The sequence below is a fragment of the Burkholderia sp. BCC0097 genome (assembly GCF_902832985.1).
Classification (GTDB): Bacteria; Pseudomonadota; Gammaproteobacteria; order Burkholderiales; family Burkholderiaceae; genus Burkholderia; species Burkholderia orbicola.
Genome location: NZ_CADFDM010000001.1, coordinates 223858 through 239474, shown reverse-complemented (window position 1 = coordinate 239474; position 15617 = coordinate 223858). Strand labels below are relative to the sequence as shown.

Here is a 15617-nt window from a genome sequence, read left to right as displayed (position 1 = left end):
GCGACACGCACCCGGCGCGCCGCCCTGCCCGCTTCCGCACTCACGCCGCCGCCGGCGACCGCCATGAAAAGCGGATGCCCTGTGCCCACGCGACGCCGGCATCCACGATGATCTGCCGGTCGGTCTCGCTTTCCACGCCTTCGACGACGACGTGCCGCGCCCCTTCATGCGCAAACGCGATCAGCCGGCGAAACTGGTAACGCCCGATCGCGTTGCGCTTGATCAACGACAGGACCGACCGGTCGAGCTTCACGATGTCGGGGTTGCCGACCACCAGATTGTTCAACGCGCTGAAACCGACGCCGAAATCGTCGATCGCGATCCGGCACCCGGCTTGCCGGAAGCGGTTCACGAACGACCGGCCCGCGACGGGGTTCAGCGGCCCCGTCTCCGTGATCTCGATCACCAGCCGCGCCGCCACCGACGGCTCGCGCTCGAGCCGCCTGAAGATGGCCAGCCACGCGTCGTCGAGCACGGCGCTCGCTGCCGTGACGTTGCAACCGTACACGGCGCCCGGCTCGGCGCGCAGCGCGTCGATCGTGCGGCCGACCACCAGCCGGTCGAACCAGCGCATCAGCCCGAGCGCCTCGAGGCGCGGCAGGAAGGCGAGCGGCGGCAACGCATCGCGCTCGCCCCACCGCAGCCGCGCGAGGCGCTCCTGGTACAGCACGCCGCCCGACAGGTCGGATCGGCACACGGGCTCGTGCGCGAATCCGAGCCGGCTTTCGACGAAACTGCGTACCGACGCAAGGTCGGGATGATCGGCGGGTACGCCGAACACCAGATCGATTTCGTCACGATTCGCTTTCCGGTTCGCCTCCTGGCGAGCTTCGACCGCATTCATCCGGCGCTCCGGCAAATGGCGAGCCGCCGATCACGGCTCGACCTCAACACATATGCGGAACGAGCCTACCTCGACGCGCTCCGCCGCCTACCCGGCCAATCCTGTCATGTCGATTTTTTCCGGGGGCGTACTGTTCGCTTCGGCGCGCCGTCAAATTCGATATTTTTACGATATTCGGTTACTTGAAATACACCATGCGTGCGCGGTGCCGACAGTGCGACAGGTTACACAACGCAAATCACGAAAACCATAAATCCGAATCGTTTATCTTTTTCATCTAAACAGTTTTATCCGAATCATCCCTTCCCGGATTGGCTGGTCGCGCGAATCGGGACACCGCCAATTGATCAGATAAATACCATGCCGCGAAGTGTCGTACGTACTCGATATGCCGGGTGGAAACACCAGCTTCCACACATGCGATCACCTGCGGAAAACCTGCCGCCGCGCGTGATTCGATCATCGCAGCATTCAATTTTCTCGTTTCAAACGATATCATTAAATTCCGAAACTGAATCAAGTCCCGTTCAAACAATAATACCAACTTCAATTATATGAAGATTATAAATTGAACCATATTTAACAATCTTTCCGACTTGTTAACCTATAAACTTGTTTTTGACGGACTTCCCTCGGAGCCGTCAATTTCGTGCCTTCCAAAACCGTCGAACCCCTCGGGTTCGGCGGTTTCTTTTTTAACGGCACTATTTCGTCAGACATTAGGGCGGGACAAACCCGACGGTGGCCGGCAGCGCAACGGACGTGCGCCGCGGAAAACGTGCCTCAGGCCGCCGTCGCGCCGATCAGGTTCGCGAGCAGCGCGTCGTACTCGGCGACGAGCGCAGGATTCGCCGACGTGTAACGGCCGAGAATTTCGCGCTGGCGCCGCGCATACGCCTGCCAGTCGTCGTCGTGCGTATGCAGCGCGCGCAGCAGCGCATCGGCGCCCTGCTGCACGTCGTTGTCCGGATAGTAGTAGCCGAGATCGGGCGCGAGGCTCGCGTTGTGCACGAGCGGATAACCCTGCCAGCACACGTCGAAATAGAAATAGTTCAGCGGGTTCGACCATTGGTGCGACACGACGATATCGGTCAGGTCGGCCAGGAACAGCGGCGTATCGAAGCGCCCGACGAAGCTCGCCTTGCCCGCGCGCACGATGTCCAGGTAGTTCATCAGCATCACGAACTCGGGGCTGTCGTGCGCGAGGCGATCGGCGTTCGCCACGTGCGTGAAGCAGATCGCATCGGGATCGCGGCGATATGCCTCGTCGATGATCAGCATCGGATACACGCAGAACTTCACGACGTCGTGGTTCGGCTCCATCACCGTGAGCCGCTTGCCGGGCTCGCTGCGCGGCCGGTATTCGCCGTGCTCGGGCAGCGACCGCGCGCGTTCGGTGAGGAACATCGGGTCCCACACGAACGGCACGACGCGCCCCGGGCAGCGGCGCAGCGACTGCAGGAACGGCAGCGACGACGGCGCGATCTGCGGAATCGCCCACACTTCGTCGTAGCCGCGATTGATGAACAGCGAATCCCACAGCCGACGACCGAACAGTATCGACTCCATCGCCGCGATGTACTCGACGCCGCAGCAATAGCTGACGAGCTTCGCACCGCGCGCTTTCAGGTAGGCCGTCTGCTCGGCGTTGACCTGCCCGCCGAGCTCGATCACCACGTCGAGCGCATCCTTCATGTCGGCGAACGCACGCGTGTCGTACACGCTGCGATCCCACGGCAGGGCATCGGTCAGCGGCACGTCGGTCGTGTTGACCAGCGTCACGCGATAGCCGTGCGGCGACGCCATCAGCAGCTTCGCGAGGAACAGCGCGTTCTGCTTGATGCCGTTGATCCACAGGCTTTCGTCGGGGGCACGCAATCCGATCGTGATACCGATGCGCAGGCCGGTCAGAACAGGAGACGTCATCGTCGGCAGGATGGAAGGTTGAACGGGGATGGCATGGCGCAGTGTAGCGCTTGACGCGCGGCCCGCGTCAAGCGGCGGCGATCCGGCATTCTAGCGGAGCGCCGGCCGCACACTGTCAGGGATGGTCAGCGGCCGCCCCGGCCAGGCCAATCCGGCCGATCGTTATGCGATACTCGTGCCGCCCGGCGGCCGGCTTTCTCGGTGCGTTCGGCGCGCAGCACACGACCTCGCCGCACCACGATCAAGACCAAGGCACACAAAGCATGGAACATGATGCCGCGCAAGGCTTCCAGACCCTCCACGACGAACCGGGGCGGCGCTCGCCGGTCAGCGTATCCGGACGGCATGCCGAGCTGAAGCGCACCGCGCGGATCGTGTGCGCGCTTCCCCGCGCTCGGAGCGCGCGATGATCGTCCTCAGTCATTTCAGCCAGCACGCGCCCGCGAGCCTCGATAACCACCGCTGGTACGCGCAGGTGCACGGCTATCGTCACGAGATCGTCGATGCATCCGGCATGCCGCAGGCACTGCCGCTGCGCCCGCTGCATCGCTACGAATCGCTGCTGCACGTGCTGCGCGGCGCCCCCCCTGGCGAACTCGTGCTGCTGCTCAGCGAAGATGCCGCAATCATCGAACCCGTCGCGCTCGACCGCCTGATGACCGGGCGCGACATGCTGTTGGTCGACGCGTTCGCGTCGCCGCTGCCGCAAGTCGACGTGCAGATCTGGCGCAACACGCCGGACGTGCGTGCGATCGTGATGCGGCTCGTGCAGCGCTGCAAGCTCGGCAGCGAGCCGAGGCTGACGTCGGAAGCCGCGCTGTTCGCGGAGCTCGATACGCATCGCTACATGACGCCGATCGACGGGCTGTATGCGGTCATGCCGTCCGGCCCCGACCTCGATCCGATGTGGAGCCGCGAACCGACGTTCGCGATCAGCCTCGACGACACGCCGCACGACCCCGAACGCAAAGGCGCGACGCCGCGCTTTCGCGACACGCTCGTCGCGTACATCAACCGCTGCCGCGCCGCCGGCCGGCCGCTGTTCGCGTTCGATCACGCGGCCGCCGCGCAGGACGAAACCGCCGAGCGCAGCACGTACAACCCGGGCCGACCGATCGCATTGATGATGCTGTACACGCCGAACATCGGCAGCTATGCACGCGTCGCCGAACGGAATTTCCGGCGCTACTGCGACACGCACGGCTACACGCTGTACGTGCATCGCGACATTCCCGCCGAGATCGGGCTGAACGCGACGGGCAACTGGTTCAAGCCGTGGCTGCTGCACGCCTACCTGCAGCACCACGAATGGGTCGTGTGGCTCGACGCCGACGTGCTGATCGCGAACCAGCGGCAACCGCTGGCGCCGCTGCTCGAAGGACGCGACTGGCTGCTCGCGCAGGATATCGGCCAATGGGCGTTCAATTCCGGCGTGATGGCGTTTCGCCGCACCGAACGCAACGACGCGATGCTGCGCGACCTGATGACGACGATCGCCGCGCTGCACGACCGTTCGAGCGTCTATGCGAGCGACGGCGACCAGCTGCATTTCATTCGCGCGATGGAGCGCGACGGGCAGTTGCAAGGCGAAGGCGTGGCCGATCTCGTCAGCCTCAACACCCCCTGGCTGTTTCGCCGCGCGGACAGCTACATCGTGCATTACTACGGCATGTGGTCCGCGATGCGTGCGCTGATGATGGCGCACGACGACGGGCTGCTGCCCTGACACAAGCGCCGCCATACCCTCGACGCACAAACACGACGCGCCGGCCGGATTCCACCGGCCGGCGCGTCGTCGCATCCGTTACGGTCGTCAGATCGCCGCGATCGTCGGCGCCACGGCCGCCGGATCGGTGATGCTCGGCTTGCCGGTCTCGACGTGCCCCGCGATGCGGCGCGTCCAGCCGGCATTGCCCGCCACCGCGAATTGCAGGTCGTACCAGTGGCTGCTGCACGACAGGTCCCAGTGCGCTTCGATGCGCTGCCCGGCCGGGACCGTCAGCGTGCGCGCCGCGCCGCCGTATGCGACATCGGTTGCCGTGACCGTGAGCGGGCCGGTGCCCGCATTGGCGATCGTCACGTACACGTCGCCGTTCGCGGTGTCGTAGCACGGCGTGATTTCAGGCTTGGCCGCGGCATCCGCCGCCGCCGAACCCGCGAAGCGCCGGAAATAGCCGTTCGGCCCCCACACGCTCACCAGGTAGTTGCCGTTCGCATCGAGCGCCCACGTGTCGGTCAGTTGCTTGCCGGCTTCGACCGTATAGCGGCGCGGCATCGCGGTCGGGTCGCCCGTATAGACCCAGAAGTGCGCGCCCTGCGTGCCGGTATTCGCGAACGTCAGCGCGTAGCCTTGCGCCTGCAGCTGGCCGGTGACGTGCAATTCGTACGGCAGCGCGCGCGCCGGCCGCGTGCCGGGTTCCTGCGCGGTCACGACCTGCTGCGCGGTGCTGGCCGGCGCGGTCTGCGACGACGCGCGCGAGCATTGCAGGTCCGCCTGCGCGACATACGCCTGCGTGTTCGGCAGGGTCGGCAGCGTCGCATCCGATTTCGAGAAGTCGAGCGCCGACGTCAGGTCGCCGCAGATCGCGCGGCGCCACGGCGAGATGTTGGTCTCCATCACGCCGAAGCGCTTCTCGATGAATTGCAGCACCGACGTGTGATCGAACACCTGCGAGCACACGAAGCCGCCCTTCGACCACGGCGACACGACGAACATCGGCACGCGCGGGCCGAGGCCGTACGGCAGGTTGTCGGCCGTATAGGTGCCGGCTTGCGTCGCGGTCACGACGTTGTGCCGCTCGAGCGACACGTCGACGGTGCTCATGCCCGAGCCCGGCAGCGTCGGCGCCGACGGCGGCACGACATGGTCGAAGAAGCCGTCGTTCTCGTCGTACATGATCAGCAGGACGGTCTTGCTCCACACGTCCGGGTTGGACGTCAGCGCATCGAGGATCGTCGACAGGTAGTACGCGCCGTACAGCGGCGTGAACTTCGGATGCTCCGAATACGCGGCCGGCGGCAGCAGCCACGACACCTGCGGCAGCGTATTCGCCTGCACGTCGGCCTTCAACTGCGTGATCGGACGCGTGCTCATCCCGCGCGTCTGCAGCGACGACCCGGCCGGCGCATTCACGAAATTGTTGAAGCACGCCAGCATGTTCGTGCCGTAGTTGCCGGTGAAGTTGTCGAACCCGGTGCCCTGCTGATAGACCTGCCACGAGATGCCGGCTTGTTCGAGCCGTTCCGGGTAGGTCGTCCAGCTGAAAGGCGGCAACTGGATCTTGTCGAACTGGTTGTCGATGTAGTCGGTGTTGTCGAGCAGTGGACCGCCGCCCGTGCCGAGCGGATCGACCATGCCCGTCATCAGGTACATGCGGTTCGGGTGCGTGTTGCCCGGGATCGAGCAGAAGTAGTTGTCGCACACCGTGAATGCATCCGCGAGCGCGTAGTGGAACGGGATGTCGTCGCGAACGTGATAGCCCATCGTCATGTTCGACTTCTGCACGGCCCACTGATCCGCGCGGCCGTTGTCGATCGCGCCATGGGTGGTCGCCCAGGTATGCGGCAGACCGCCGATACATTGCGCGTTGACGCCCGGATTGGTCGTGTCGTAGCGGAACGGTGCGATCACGCTCGACTTGTCCTCCTGGCGCGGCTGGAACCACACCGGCTTGCCGTTCGGCAGCGTGACCGGAAAGCGGTCGTTGTAGCCGCGCACGCCGCTCAGGTGACCGAGGTAGTGGTCAAACGAGCGGTTCTCCTGCATGAACACGACGATGTGCTGCACGTCCTGGATCGTGCCCGTCACGGTGTTCGGCTCGATCGCCAGCGCCTTGCGGATCGATTCCGGCAGCAGTGCGGTGGCGGCGGTCGCGCCGGCGAGGCCGGCCGAGAACTTCAGAAAATCGCGTCGCGAATGAGTGGCCATGCTGGTTGCTCTTGATGGGATTTCTGGTGGAAACGGCCGGTATCAGGAAGCGGGCGACGATGCAGGCGCGGTGAAACCCGGCGGGCAGCGCATCTGCGCGGTGGCGACCACGGCGCCGCCGCACGCGGCCTTCTGCTGCGCGACGGGCGCGGCGGGTGCGCTCAGGTCGTCGTTGCAGGCGCCGAGGACGGCGGTCAGCGCGATCAGACCGGCGACCGCGAGAGGCCGTAGGGCCGACGTTCGCATAACGGTTCTCCGTGAGGATGATGACGTGACGCGGACGCGAACCCCGCGCCGGTCATATCGACGCCGAGATGCTATGTTCGACGTGTGACACGACAGTGTCGCGTGACAGGGGCCGACGTGCATGCGAATGCCCGCGTGGGTGCGGAAATGGCAGGTGCGCCGTCGACTGGCCGTTTTTCGAGCCGTTACATCGTCCACCGCCCGGTTTCAATCGCCGTCTCCATCATTTTGATGGTGAGCGGACGCTCCAGTATTTTGTCCCTGGCGTCGGCACTAAATGGCGACCTGAATACCGTCATCAAGAATCGGCCCATTCCCAGTTTCCGGGAAGGGTAATAATAATCAATGTCGAAATCAGAAATATCGACACCAAACGTTTCCGAAAATCTCCGCATCAATCTCAACATGGCCCTGTCGGAAATTTCAAGATCGATGCAGAGATCCGTGTCCTCGGTAATCTCGAGCGCGCCCCATAGTGGCGAATCGGCCTCATCCCGCACCATCTCTATCAGACGACCGTCCATTAAAAGCGATCCTCCTGCTTGACCAAGCCATTGTACGTGACTGTCGAGCGATACATGATGACCGATATATCGATAGCGGTAATGACCCAACCGACCACCGGTACGGCCCGCCCGACAAAGGTGCCGAGCTCCCGGGTAAATTTGATCTTGAGCAGCAGGAGGCTCCTGAATGACGTTACCGTTGGCGAATTTTGTACTTGAGCTCATAGGGCAATATCTTTCTCGATACCCTGGATGCGATCGAGGTTCCCTTGACTGCTCCGCCGAATTTCCCTCTGGTCGGCACGAACCTTTGACCTAACAAAATCATTGCAATCCCGACAGCGTCATCGATACCCAATTCTTCACAGGCCACGTCGATAACGATCAGGCAGAAAAGTTCTGGTGGGGTAAGGTCGATGTGAATTCCGTACTTATATTTGTTCGCCATCTCGGTCTTTCTCTCGGCTACATTGCGCAGGACACCGGGCCGCACATCCCGGCGATTACGCTAACGCAGCCATGTCGCGCATGAGCAGGAACGCGCAGCGGTTTCTTCAATCAAGCCTCATTTCCCGGACACCCCGGAAAGCAGTCGCGATCGCACGCGGCCTTTCTCCACAAGAGAAAGCAGTCAGGTCGTTTTGGCGAAGCAGTCCGGACGGGGCCGGTTTCGATCTTTGAACAACTGTTGCAACGGGCAAACCGGTGCAAGGCAACCCGACAGCGCATGTCGAGCGGCCGGTCGCCGGCGAGAATCCCGGCATTATTCAAAAATCGTGAAGATGCGACACGCAGATTGTTTGTTTTTGTCTATGCGCGACGAGAGCGACGATCACAACACAAGAATGCGATGGCGTCCTGATGCAGGCACATCGGCGTTCGCAGCCGGATCGTATCGGGGACGTTCAGATATTACGGGACACGATAGCCCGTGCGTGAGAGCCGGTAACGGCCCTCACGCGTATGCAACTCAGCCTTCCGCCATCATCAGCAACTGCGCGCCGTCCGCGACCTGGTCGCCGACGCCGTACAGCACTTCCGCGACGACGCCCGCGCTCGGCGCGCCGATCGTGTGCTCCATCTTCATCGCTTCCATCACGATCAGCGGCGTGCCGGCTTCGACCTTCTGGCCCGGCTCGACCAGCACCGCGATCACCTTGCCGGGCATCGGCGCGGTCAGGCGGCCGCCGCCCTGCTCCGCGTCGCCCGCATGCGCGAGCAGGTTGCGCCACTCGAACGTCTCGGCCGCACCCTGCGTGAACACATGGAACGTGTCGCCGTCCGCATACACGCGGCCGCTGCTGCGCACGCCGCCGAGCGTCACATCGAAATCGAGCGGCGTGGCGCCGTGCGTCCACGCGAACGGTTGCGCGACCGCGTCGCCGATCGCGATGCGCGTGCCCGCGCCGTCGTCTTCGTACGTGACCGTCACGTCGGTGTCGCGATCGATCGCATGCCATTCGAGCGTGCGGCGATAGCCGCCGTTCAGCCGCCAGTCCGGCAGCGAACTCCACGGTGACACGCCTTCCTGCGCGGCGGCGCCGCGTTCGCGTGCGAGCAGCGCGGCACATGCGAGTGCGAGCGTCGCACGCGGCGGCTGTTGCGGCGCGAACAGCGCATCGTGGTTGCGCTCGATCAGGCCCGTATCGAGATCGGCGATCGCGAACGGCTCGCACGCGACGATCCGCTGCAGGAACGCGGCGTTGGTATGCAAGCCGACCACTTCGCACGCGCGCAGCGCACGCAGCATCAGGCCCAGCGCTTCCGCGCGATCCGCGCCGTGGACGATCAGCTTCGCGATCATCGGATCGTAGAACGGCGTGATCGCATCGCCTTCGCGCACGCCGCTGTCGATACGCACCGCCGCACCGATGTCGAACTCGACACCGGCCGGCAACCGAAGGTGCTTCAGCGTGCCCGTCGACGGCAAGAAGCCGCGTGCCGGATTCTCGGCGTACAGGCGCGCCTCGAGCGCATGGCCTTGCACGCGCAGCTCCTCCTGCTTCAGCGGCAGCGGCTCGCCGGACGCGACGCGCAGTTGCCATTCGACGAGATCCAGCCCCGTGACCATCTCGGTCACCGGGTGCTCGACCTGCAGGCGCGTGTTCATCTCCATGAAGTAGAACGCTTCGCCCGTCATGATGAATTCGACCGTGCCCGCGCCGACATAGCCGACCGCGCGCGCGGCCGCGACGGCCGCTTCGCCCATCGCCTGACGCACGTCGTCGTGCAGACCCGGCGCCGGCGCTTCCTCAAGCACCTTCTGGTGACGGCGCTGCACCGAGCAATCGCGATCGAACAGGTACACGGTATTGCCGAGCGTGTCGCCGAACACCTGTACCTCGACGTGACGCGGGCGCGTCAGGTATTTCTCGATCAGCACACGATCGTTGCCGAAGCTGCTTGCCGCTTCGCGCTGGCACGATGCGAGCGCCGCGGGAAAGTCCTCGGAGCGCTCGACCACGCGCATCCCCTTGCCGCCGCCGCCCGCGCTGGCTTTCAGCAACACCGGATAGCCGATCTGATCGGCCTCGCGATGCAGGTTGGCCGCGTCCTGGTCGTCGCCGTGATAGCCGGGCACGAGCGGCACGGCGGCCGCGTGCATCAGCGCCTTCGCGGCAGCCTTCGATCCCATCGCCGCGATGGCGTCGACCGGCGGCCCGATGAACACGATGCCGGCCGCTTCGCACGCTTGCGCGAAATCTTCGTTCTCCGACAGAAAGCCGTAACCCGGGTGAATCGCCTGCGCGCCGGTCGCGCGCGCGGCTTCGATGATGCGCTCGATGCGCAGGTAACTGTCTGCCGCGGCCGAGCCGCCGATGTACACGGCCTCGTCGCACGCGGCCACGTGTTTCGCGTTCGCATCCGCGTCGGAATAGACGGCAACGCTCGCGATCCCGAGACGTTTGCACGTCGCGGCGACGCGGCACGCGATTTCGCCGCGGTTGGCGATCAGAATCTTGTCGAACATGGCTTCGATGTCGTCCGGAAGGTTGAGGTCACGCGATCATTCACGCCACGACGGCGTGCGCTTTTCGAGGAAGGACGCGATCCCTTCGCGCGCTTCCGCGCCGGCGCGGGTCTTCGCGATCCACTCGGCGGTCTGCTCGATCAGCGTCGCGTCGAGCGCGCGGCCGGCCACGTCGGCGACGAGCCGCTTGCACGCCTTCACCGCGTCGGGGCCGTTCGCGACCAGCGTCGCGGCCAGCTTCGCGACCGTTTCGTCGAGCGCGTCGGCCGGCACCGCATCGTGAATGAAGCCGAGCGACGCGGCACGCGTGCTGTCGAACACCTCGGCCGTCGTGAAGTAGCGGCGCGCCGCGCGCTCGCCCATCGCACGCACGACATACGGCGCGATCGTCGCCGGAATCAGCCCGAGCCGCGCTTCCGACAGGCAGAACTTCACGCCGTCGGCGGCAATCGCGATGTCGGCCGCCGCGACGAGGCCCACGCCGCCCGCATACGCGTCGCCATGCACGCGCGCGATCACCGGCTTGCCGCAGCGATGAATCGCTTCGAGCATCCGCGCAAGCTTGCGCGCATCGGCGCGGTTCTCGTCGTCCGAGTAACCGGCCATCTTCTTCATCCAGTTCAGGTCGGCGCCGGCGCAGAATGCGGCGCCCTCCGCGGCCAGCACGATCGCGCGCACGCCTTCGTGCGCATCGAGCCATTCGAACGCGGTGGTCAGCTCGGCGATCGTCGTCTCGTTGAACGCGTTGCGCACGTCGGGACGCGCGAGCGTGACGGTCGCCACGCGGCCGGCCTCGCTTACCTTGATCGTTTCGTATCGCATCGGTCAGTCCTCCCGGGCGTTACATGCGGAACACGCCGAAGCGCGTGTCGTCGATCGGCGCGTTCATCGACGCCGCCAGGCCGAGGCCGAGCACGTCGCGCGTCTGCGCGGGATCGATCACGCCGTCGTCCCACAGCCGCGCGCTCGCGTAATACGGATGGCCCTGGCGCTCGTACTGGTCGCGAATCGGCTGCTTGAACGCGTCCTCTTCCTCGGCCGACCACGAACCGCCCTTCGCCTCGATGCCGTCGCGGCGCACGGTCGCGAGCACCGATGCGGCCTGCTCGCCGCCCATCACCGAGATCCGTGCATTCGGCCACATCCACAGGAAACGCGGGCCGAACGCGCGGCCGCACATCCCGTAGTTGCCGGCGCCGAACGAGCCGCCGATGATCACCGTGAACTTCGGCACCTTCGCATTCGACACGGCCGTCACCATCTTCGCGCCATGCCGCGCGATGCCTTCGTTCTCGTACTTGCGCCCGACCATGAAGCCCGTGATGTTCTGCAGGAACACGAGCGGGATCTTGCGCTGGCAGCACAGTTCGATGAAGTGCGCGCCCTTCACGGCCGATTCGGAGAACAGGATGCCGTTGTTCGCGACGATCCCGACCGGATGGCCCCAGATGTGCGCGAAGCCCGTGACGAGCGTCGTGCCGAAGCGCGCCTTGAATTCGTCGAACTCCGAATCGTCGACGATGCGCGCGATCACCTCGCGCACGTCGAACGGCTTGCGCGTATCGACCGGAATCACGCCGTACAGGCTTTTCGCGTCGTAGCGCGGCGGCTTCGGCTCGCGCAGCGCGACCGGCGGCGCGATCTTCGGCGCGAGGTGACTGACGATGTTGCGCGCGATCGACAGCGCATGCGCGTCGTTCTGCGCGAGATGGTCGGCCACGCCCGACAGGCGCGTATGCACGTCGCCGCCGCCGAGATCCTCCGCGCTCACTTCCTCGCCGGTTGCTGCCTTCACGAGCGGCGGCCCGCCGAGGAAAATCGTGCCCTGGTCCTTCACGATGATCGATTCGTCGCTCATCGCCGGCACGTATGCGCCGCCGGCCGTGCACGAGCCCATCACGACGGCGATCTGTGCGATCCCCGCCGCCGACATCGTCGCCTGGTTGAAGAAGATGCGGCCGAAGTGGTCGCGATCGGGAAACACGTCGTCCTGGTTCGGCAGGTTCGCGCCGCCCGAATCGACGAGGTACACGCACGGCAGCCGGTTTTCCGCGGCGATTTCCTGCGCGCGCACGTGCTTCTTGACGGTGACCGGGTAGTAGGTGCCGCCCTTGACCGTCGCGTCGTTGCACACGATCACGCATTCGCGGCCGGCGATGCGGCCGATCCCGGTGATGACGCCCGCGCCCGGCGCGTCGTCGTTGTACATGCCGTTCGCCGCGAGCTGCGAGAACTCGAGGAACGGCGCGCCCGGATCGAGCAGTTGCGAGATGCGATCGCGCGGCAGCAGCTTGCCGCGCGACAGGTGCTTGTCGCGTGCGGCCTGGCCGCCGCCCTGCGCGAGCTGTTCGATCTTCGCGCGCAGGTCGGCGACGACCGCCTCGAGCGCCGCGGCATTCGCGCGGAAGTCTTCCGAACGCGGGTTCAGTTTCGATTCGATGATCGGCATCGACGGGGCTCCGTTCGCGTGACGTGGGGCGTTACATCGTTTCCGCGAACAGCTCGCGGCCGATCAGCATCCGGCGGATTTCGCTCGTGCCGGCGCCGATCTCGTAGAGCTTCGCATCGCGCCACAGGCGGCCGACCGGGTATTCGTTGATGTAGCCGTTGCCGCCGAGGATCTGGATCGCCTCGCCGGCCATCCACGTCGCCTTCTCGGCCGTGTAGAGGATCACGCCCGCGCAGTCCTTGCGCACCTGGCGAATGTGGTCGCTGCCCGCCGAGTCGAGATGGCGGCCGACCGCATACAGGTACGCGCGGCACGCCTGGAACGTGGTGTACATGTCGGCGACCTTGCCCTGGATCAGCTGGAACTCGCCGATCGCCTGGCCGAACTGCTTGCGGTCGTGAATGTACGGCACGACCGCGTCGAGACATGCGGCCATGATGCCCGTCGGGCCGCCCGACAGCACCGCGCGCTCGTAGTCGAGGCCGCTCATCAGCACCTTCACGCCGCCGTTCAGCTGGCCGAGGATGTTCTCTTCCGGCACCTCGACGTCCTGGAACACCAGCTCGCCCGTGTGCGAGCCGCGCATGCCGAGCTTGTCGAGCTTCTGCGCGACCGAGAAGCCCTTCATCCCCTTCTCGACGATGAATGCGGTGATGCCGCGCGGGCCGGCTTCGATATCCGTCTTCGCGTAGACGACCAGCGTGTCGCAATCGGGCCCGTTGGTGATCCACATCTTCGTGCCGTTGAGCACGTAGCGGTCGCCGCGCTTGTCCGCGCGCAGCTTCATGCTGACGACGTCGGAGCCGGCGTTCGGCTCGCTCATCGCGAGCGCGCCGATGTGTTCGCCCGACACGAGCTTCGGCAGGTACTTCCGCTTTTGCGCTTCGGTACCGTTGCGGTGGATCTGGTTCACGCACAGGTTCGAGTGCGCGCCGTACGACAGGCCGATCGACGCAGACGCGCGCGAAATCTCTTCCATCGCGACCATGTGCGCGGTGTAGCCCATGTTCGCGCCGCCGTATTCCTCGGAGACGGTCATGCCGAGCACGCCGAGATCGCCGAACTTCTTCCACAGATCCATCGGAAACTGGTCGGTACGGTCGACCTCCGCCGCGCGCGGCGTGATTTCCTTCGCCGCAAACGTCGCGACGGCGTCGCGCAGCATCTCGATGTCTTCACCGAGCATGAATTGCACGCCGGGCAGGTTGATCATGTCTCCTCCGTCTCCAGAAAGTGTGTCGCACTCACCGATTTCTGAGTTTCGCTCAAATCGAATGAATACGTCGATTCATTGACCAATACAGCGGAAATTTTGCACAGTTTCGCGCCTCGCCGGGTTCGCCGTCAATAGTTTTCTGAGTGATACTCAGATATGATGCGAGCATGACAGCCGCTCCCGCCGACACCATGACCGCCACCGCCAAAGCCGACCGCGCCGACACGCCGCGCGCACCCGCCGGGCGCAAATCCCAGCAGCGTGTGCAGGACATCCTGCGCGCCGGCCGTGAAGTGTTCGCCGAAAAAGGTTACGAGCATGCGACTGCCGCCGAGATCGCCCAGCGCGTGGGGGTGTCGGAGGCGACGGTGTTCAGCTATTTCCGCGGCAAGCGCGAGCTGTGCGCGCGTGTGATCGCCGACTGGTACGACGAAATCATCGCCGCGTTCGAGCACGGGATGCCGCGGGAGGCGTCGGTGCAGCAGCAGTTCGCGTTCATCGTGCGCACCCACCTGCGGCTGATGCTCGTGAACGGCACGGGATTGTGCGCACTGGTGCTGTCGGAAGGCCGCGCGAAGCAGCATGCGCTGAGCGACGAGCTCACCGCGCTGCAGCGCCGCTACACGGCGCCGCTGATGGACGTGCTCGCGCGCGGCCAGACGGCCGGGCAGGTTCGCGCGGACCTGCCGCTGAGCCTGTTGCGCTCGATGGTGTTCGGGCCGATGGAGCACGTGCTGTGGGACGCGATCCTCGGGCACCGCAAGCTCGATACGGAAACGACGGCCACGCAGTTGATCGACATGCTGTGGGCGGCCGTGCAGCCGCCGGCGCCGGAGCAGGCGGCGCTGGTGCGCTTCAGGAATGAAGTCGCCGAAGCCGTGCGGCGGCTGGAAGGGCAAGCGTCACGCGGGTGACGTTGGCGGGCGGCACGCCCGCCGCTCCGCCGTCGAGCGGAGTTCGGCGCGGCTACGAATCCTCGCTCACGCGCAGCGGCGCGCGGCTCTGCTCGTTGTTCAAATGCACGAACTTGCGCAACAGCCGCATCAGTTCCTGCGAATCGTCCTCGCCCATCCCGTCGAACAATCCCGCACGCAACTCCTTCACCGACGGAATCAGGTGCGTGAGCAACTCCACGCCCGCCGGCGTCAGCAGCAGGCGCCGCTGACGCCGCGGCAGCACCTCGCGGACGATCAAACCTTTCGCTTCGAGCCGGACCGCGAGATCGGCGGTGGTCGACGTGTCGAGCGCCACCCGCTGCGCGAGCGTCACCTGGTCGAGCCCCGGATTCTCGTAGAGCATCCGCAGCACCGCGTACTGCACGGGCGTCACGTCCCGGCCCAGCTTCTCGTAGAACATCGCGACCGCGATCTGGTGCGCGCGCCGGATCAGGTGCCCGGGTTCGTCGTACAGATCGAGCGGGAAAGCCGGCAGGTCGGCGGGAGTCGTTTTTTCCATGAATGAGTCGATGACATAGGCGGCGCGCGCCGGTTGCGCACGCTATCGGCATGGCGCTGCCTCGCGCCATTTCCCG

12 protein-coding genes and 1 pseudogene are annotated in these 15617 nt (G+C 65.3%); 2 read left to right on the top strand and 11 right to left on the bottom strand.

Annotated features, from left to right (window positions below):
- Positions 1–40: 40 nt before the first annotated feature.
- Entirely contained in the window at positions 41–844 is an 804-nt protein-coding gene (locus tag HWX07_RS01030) for an EAL domain-containing protein (protein WP_124702140.1), read from the bottom strand.
- Positions 845–1627: 783 nt separating this feature from the next.
- Complete coding sequence (locus HWX07_RS01025; protein ID WP_175874816.1) at positions 1628–2770, bottom strand: DUF2827 domain-containing protein; 1143 nt, start codon at positions 2768–2770, stop codon at positions 1628–1630.
- Between the two features lie 406 nt (positions 2771–3176).
- On the opposite strand from HWX07_RS01025, the gene HWX07_RS01020 reads away from it, so the two are divergent.
- Positions 3177–4496 (top strand): galactosyl transferase GMA12/MNN10 domain protein, encoded by a 1320-nt coding sequence (locus HWX07_RS01020; RefSeq protein ID WP_175874814.1) that lies wholly within the window; start codon positions 3177–3179, stop codon positions 4494–4496.
- 87 nt (positions 4497–4583) lie between these two features.
- On the opposite strand, the gene HWX07_RS01015 is transcribed toward HWX07_RS01020, so the two are convergent.
- From HWX07_RS01015 to HWX07_RS00980, 8 genes and pseudogenes are all read right to left on the bottom strand, one after another.
- On the bottom strand, positions 4584–6698 hold the full coding sequence (locus HWX07_RS01015) for a phospholipase C, phosphocholine-specific (protein WP_175874813.1): 2115 nt from the start codon (positions 6696–6698) through the stop codon (positions 4584–4586).
- 42 nt (positions 6699–6740) lie between these two features.
- Complete coding sequence (locus HWX07_RS01010; protein ID WP_175874812.1) at positions 6741–6944, bottom strand: hypothetical protein; 204 nt, start codon at positions 6942–6944, stop codon at positions 6741–6743.
- A 185-nt stretch (positions 6945–7129) separates the two neighbouring features.
- The gene (locus HWX07_RS37245; RefSeq protein ID WP_175874811.1) at positions 7130–7468 is read right to left on the bottom strand and encodes a DUF1493 family protein; all 339 of its coding nucleotides are present in this window, start codon (positions 7466–7468) and stop codon (positions 7130–7132) included.
- A pseudogene (locus HWX07_RS37240) lies at positions 7468–7898 on the bottom strand (STM2901 family protein). The gene HWX07_RS37245 and the pseudogene HWX07_RS37240 overlap by 1 nt, the downstream one beginning before the upstream one ends.
- Positions 7899–8420: 522 nt before the next feature.
- Entirely contained in the window at positions 8421–10421 is a 2001-nt protein-coding gene (locus HWX07_RS00995; protein ID WP_175874809.1) for an acetyl/propionyl/methylcrotonyl-CoA carboxylase subunit alpha, read from the bottom strand.
- 36 nt (positions 10422–10457) lie between these two features.
- The gene (locus HWX07_RS00990; protein ID WP_175874808.1) at positions 10458–11243 is read right to left on the bottom strand and encodes an enoyl-CoA hydratase/isomerase family protein; all 786 of its coding nucleotides are present in this window, start codon (positions 11241–11243) and stop codon (positions 10458–10460) included.
- A gap of 19 nt (positions 11244–11262) precedes the next feature.
- Entirely contained in the window at positions 11263–12870 is a 1608-nt protein-coding gene (locus HWX07_RS00985) for a carboxyl transferase domain-containing protein (RefSeq protein ID WP_175874807.1), read from the bottom strand.
- A gap of 31 nt (positions 12871–12901) precedes the next feature.
- A complete protein-coding gene (locus HWX07_RS00980) occupies positions 12902–14083 on the bottom strand; it encodes an isovaleryl-CoA dehydrogenase (protein WP_175874806.1) in 1182 nt (393 codons plus the stop codon).
- Between the two features lie 170 nt (positions 14084–14253).
- Between HWX07_RS00980 and HWX07_RS00975 the strand changes: the two genes are divergently transcribed.
- Positions 14254–15000, top strand: a complete 747-nt coding sequence (locus HWX07_RS00975; protein ID WP_175874805.1) for a TetR/AcrR family transcriptional regulator — start codon at positions 14254–14256, stop codon at positions 14998–15000.
- A 52-nt stretch (positions 15001–15052) separates the two neighbouring features.
- On the opposite strand, the gene HWX07_RS00970 is transcribed toward HWX07_RS00975, so the two are convergent.
- Entirely contained in the window at positions 15053–15541 is a 489-nt protein-coding gene (locus HWX07_RS00970) for a MarR family transcriptional regulator (protein WP_175874804.1), read from the bottom strand.
- Between the last annotated feature and the right edge of the window lie 76 nt (positions 15542–15617).

Excerpts from the sequence above, each read along its gene's own strand:
- HWX07_RS01030 (WP_124702140.1), bottom strand. The coding sequence starts at position 844 with ATGAATGCGGTCGAAGCTCGCCAGGAGGCGAACCGGAAAGCGAATCGT.
- HWX07_RS01025 (WP_175874816.1), bottom strand. The coding sequence starts at position 2,770 with ATGACGTCTCCTGTTCTGACCGGCCTGCGCATCGGTATCACGATCGGA.
- HWX07_RS01020 (WP_175874814.1), top strand. The coding sequence starts at position 3,177 with ATGATCGTCCTCAGTCATTTCAGCCAGCACGCGCCCGCGAGCCTCGAT.
- HWX07_RS01015 (WP_175874813.1), bottom strand. The coding sequence starts at position 6,698 with ATGGCCACTCATTCGCGACGCGATTTTCTGAAGTTCTCGGCCGGCCTC.
- HWX07_RS01010 (WP_175874812.1), bottom strand. The coding sequence starts at position 6,944 with ATGCGAACGTCGGCCCTACGGCCTCTCGCGGTCGCCGGTCTGATCGCG.
- HWX07_RS37245 (WP_175874811.1), bottom strand. The coding sequence starts at position 7,468 with ATGGACGGTCGTCTGATAGAGATGGTGCGGGATGAGGCCGATTCGCCA.
- HWX07_RS00995 (WP_175874809.1), bottom strand. The coding sequence starts at position 10,421 with ATGTTCGACAAGATTCTGATCGCCAACCGCGGCGAAATCGCGTGCCGC.
- HWX07_RS00990 (WP_175874808.1), bottom strand. The coding sequence starts at position 11,243 with ATGCGATACGAAACGATCAAGGTAAGCGAGGCCGGCCGCGTGGCGACC.
- HWX07_RS00985 (WP_175874807.1), bottom strand. The coding sequence starts at position 12,870 with ATGCCGATCATCGAATCGAAACTGAACCCGCGTTCGGAAGACTTCCGC.
- HWX07_RS00980 (WP_175874806.1), bottom strand. The coding sequence starts at position 14,083 with ATGATCAACCTGCCCGGCGTGCAATTCATGCTCGGTGAAGACATCGAG.
- HWX07_RS00975 (WP_175874805.1), top strand. The coding sequence starts at position 14,254 with ATGACAGCCGCTCCCGCCGACACCATGACCGCCACCGCCAAAGCCGAC.
- HWX07_RS00970 (WP_175874804.1), bottom strand. The coding sequence starts at position 15,541 with ATGGAAAAAACGACTCCCGCCGACCTGCCGGCTTTCCCGCTCGATCTG.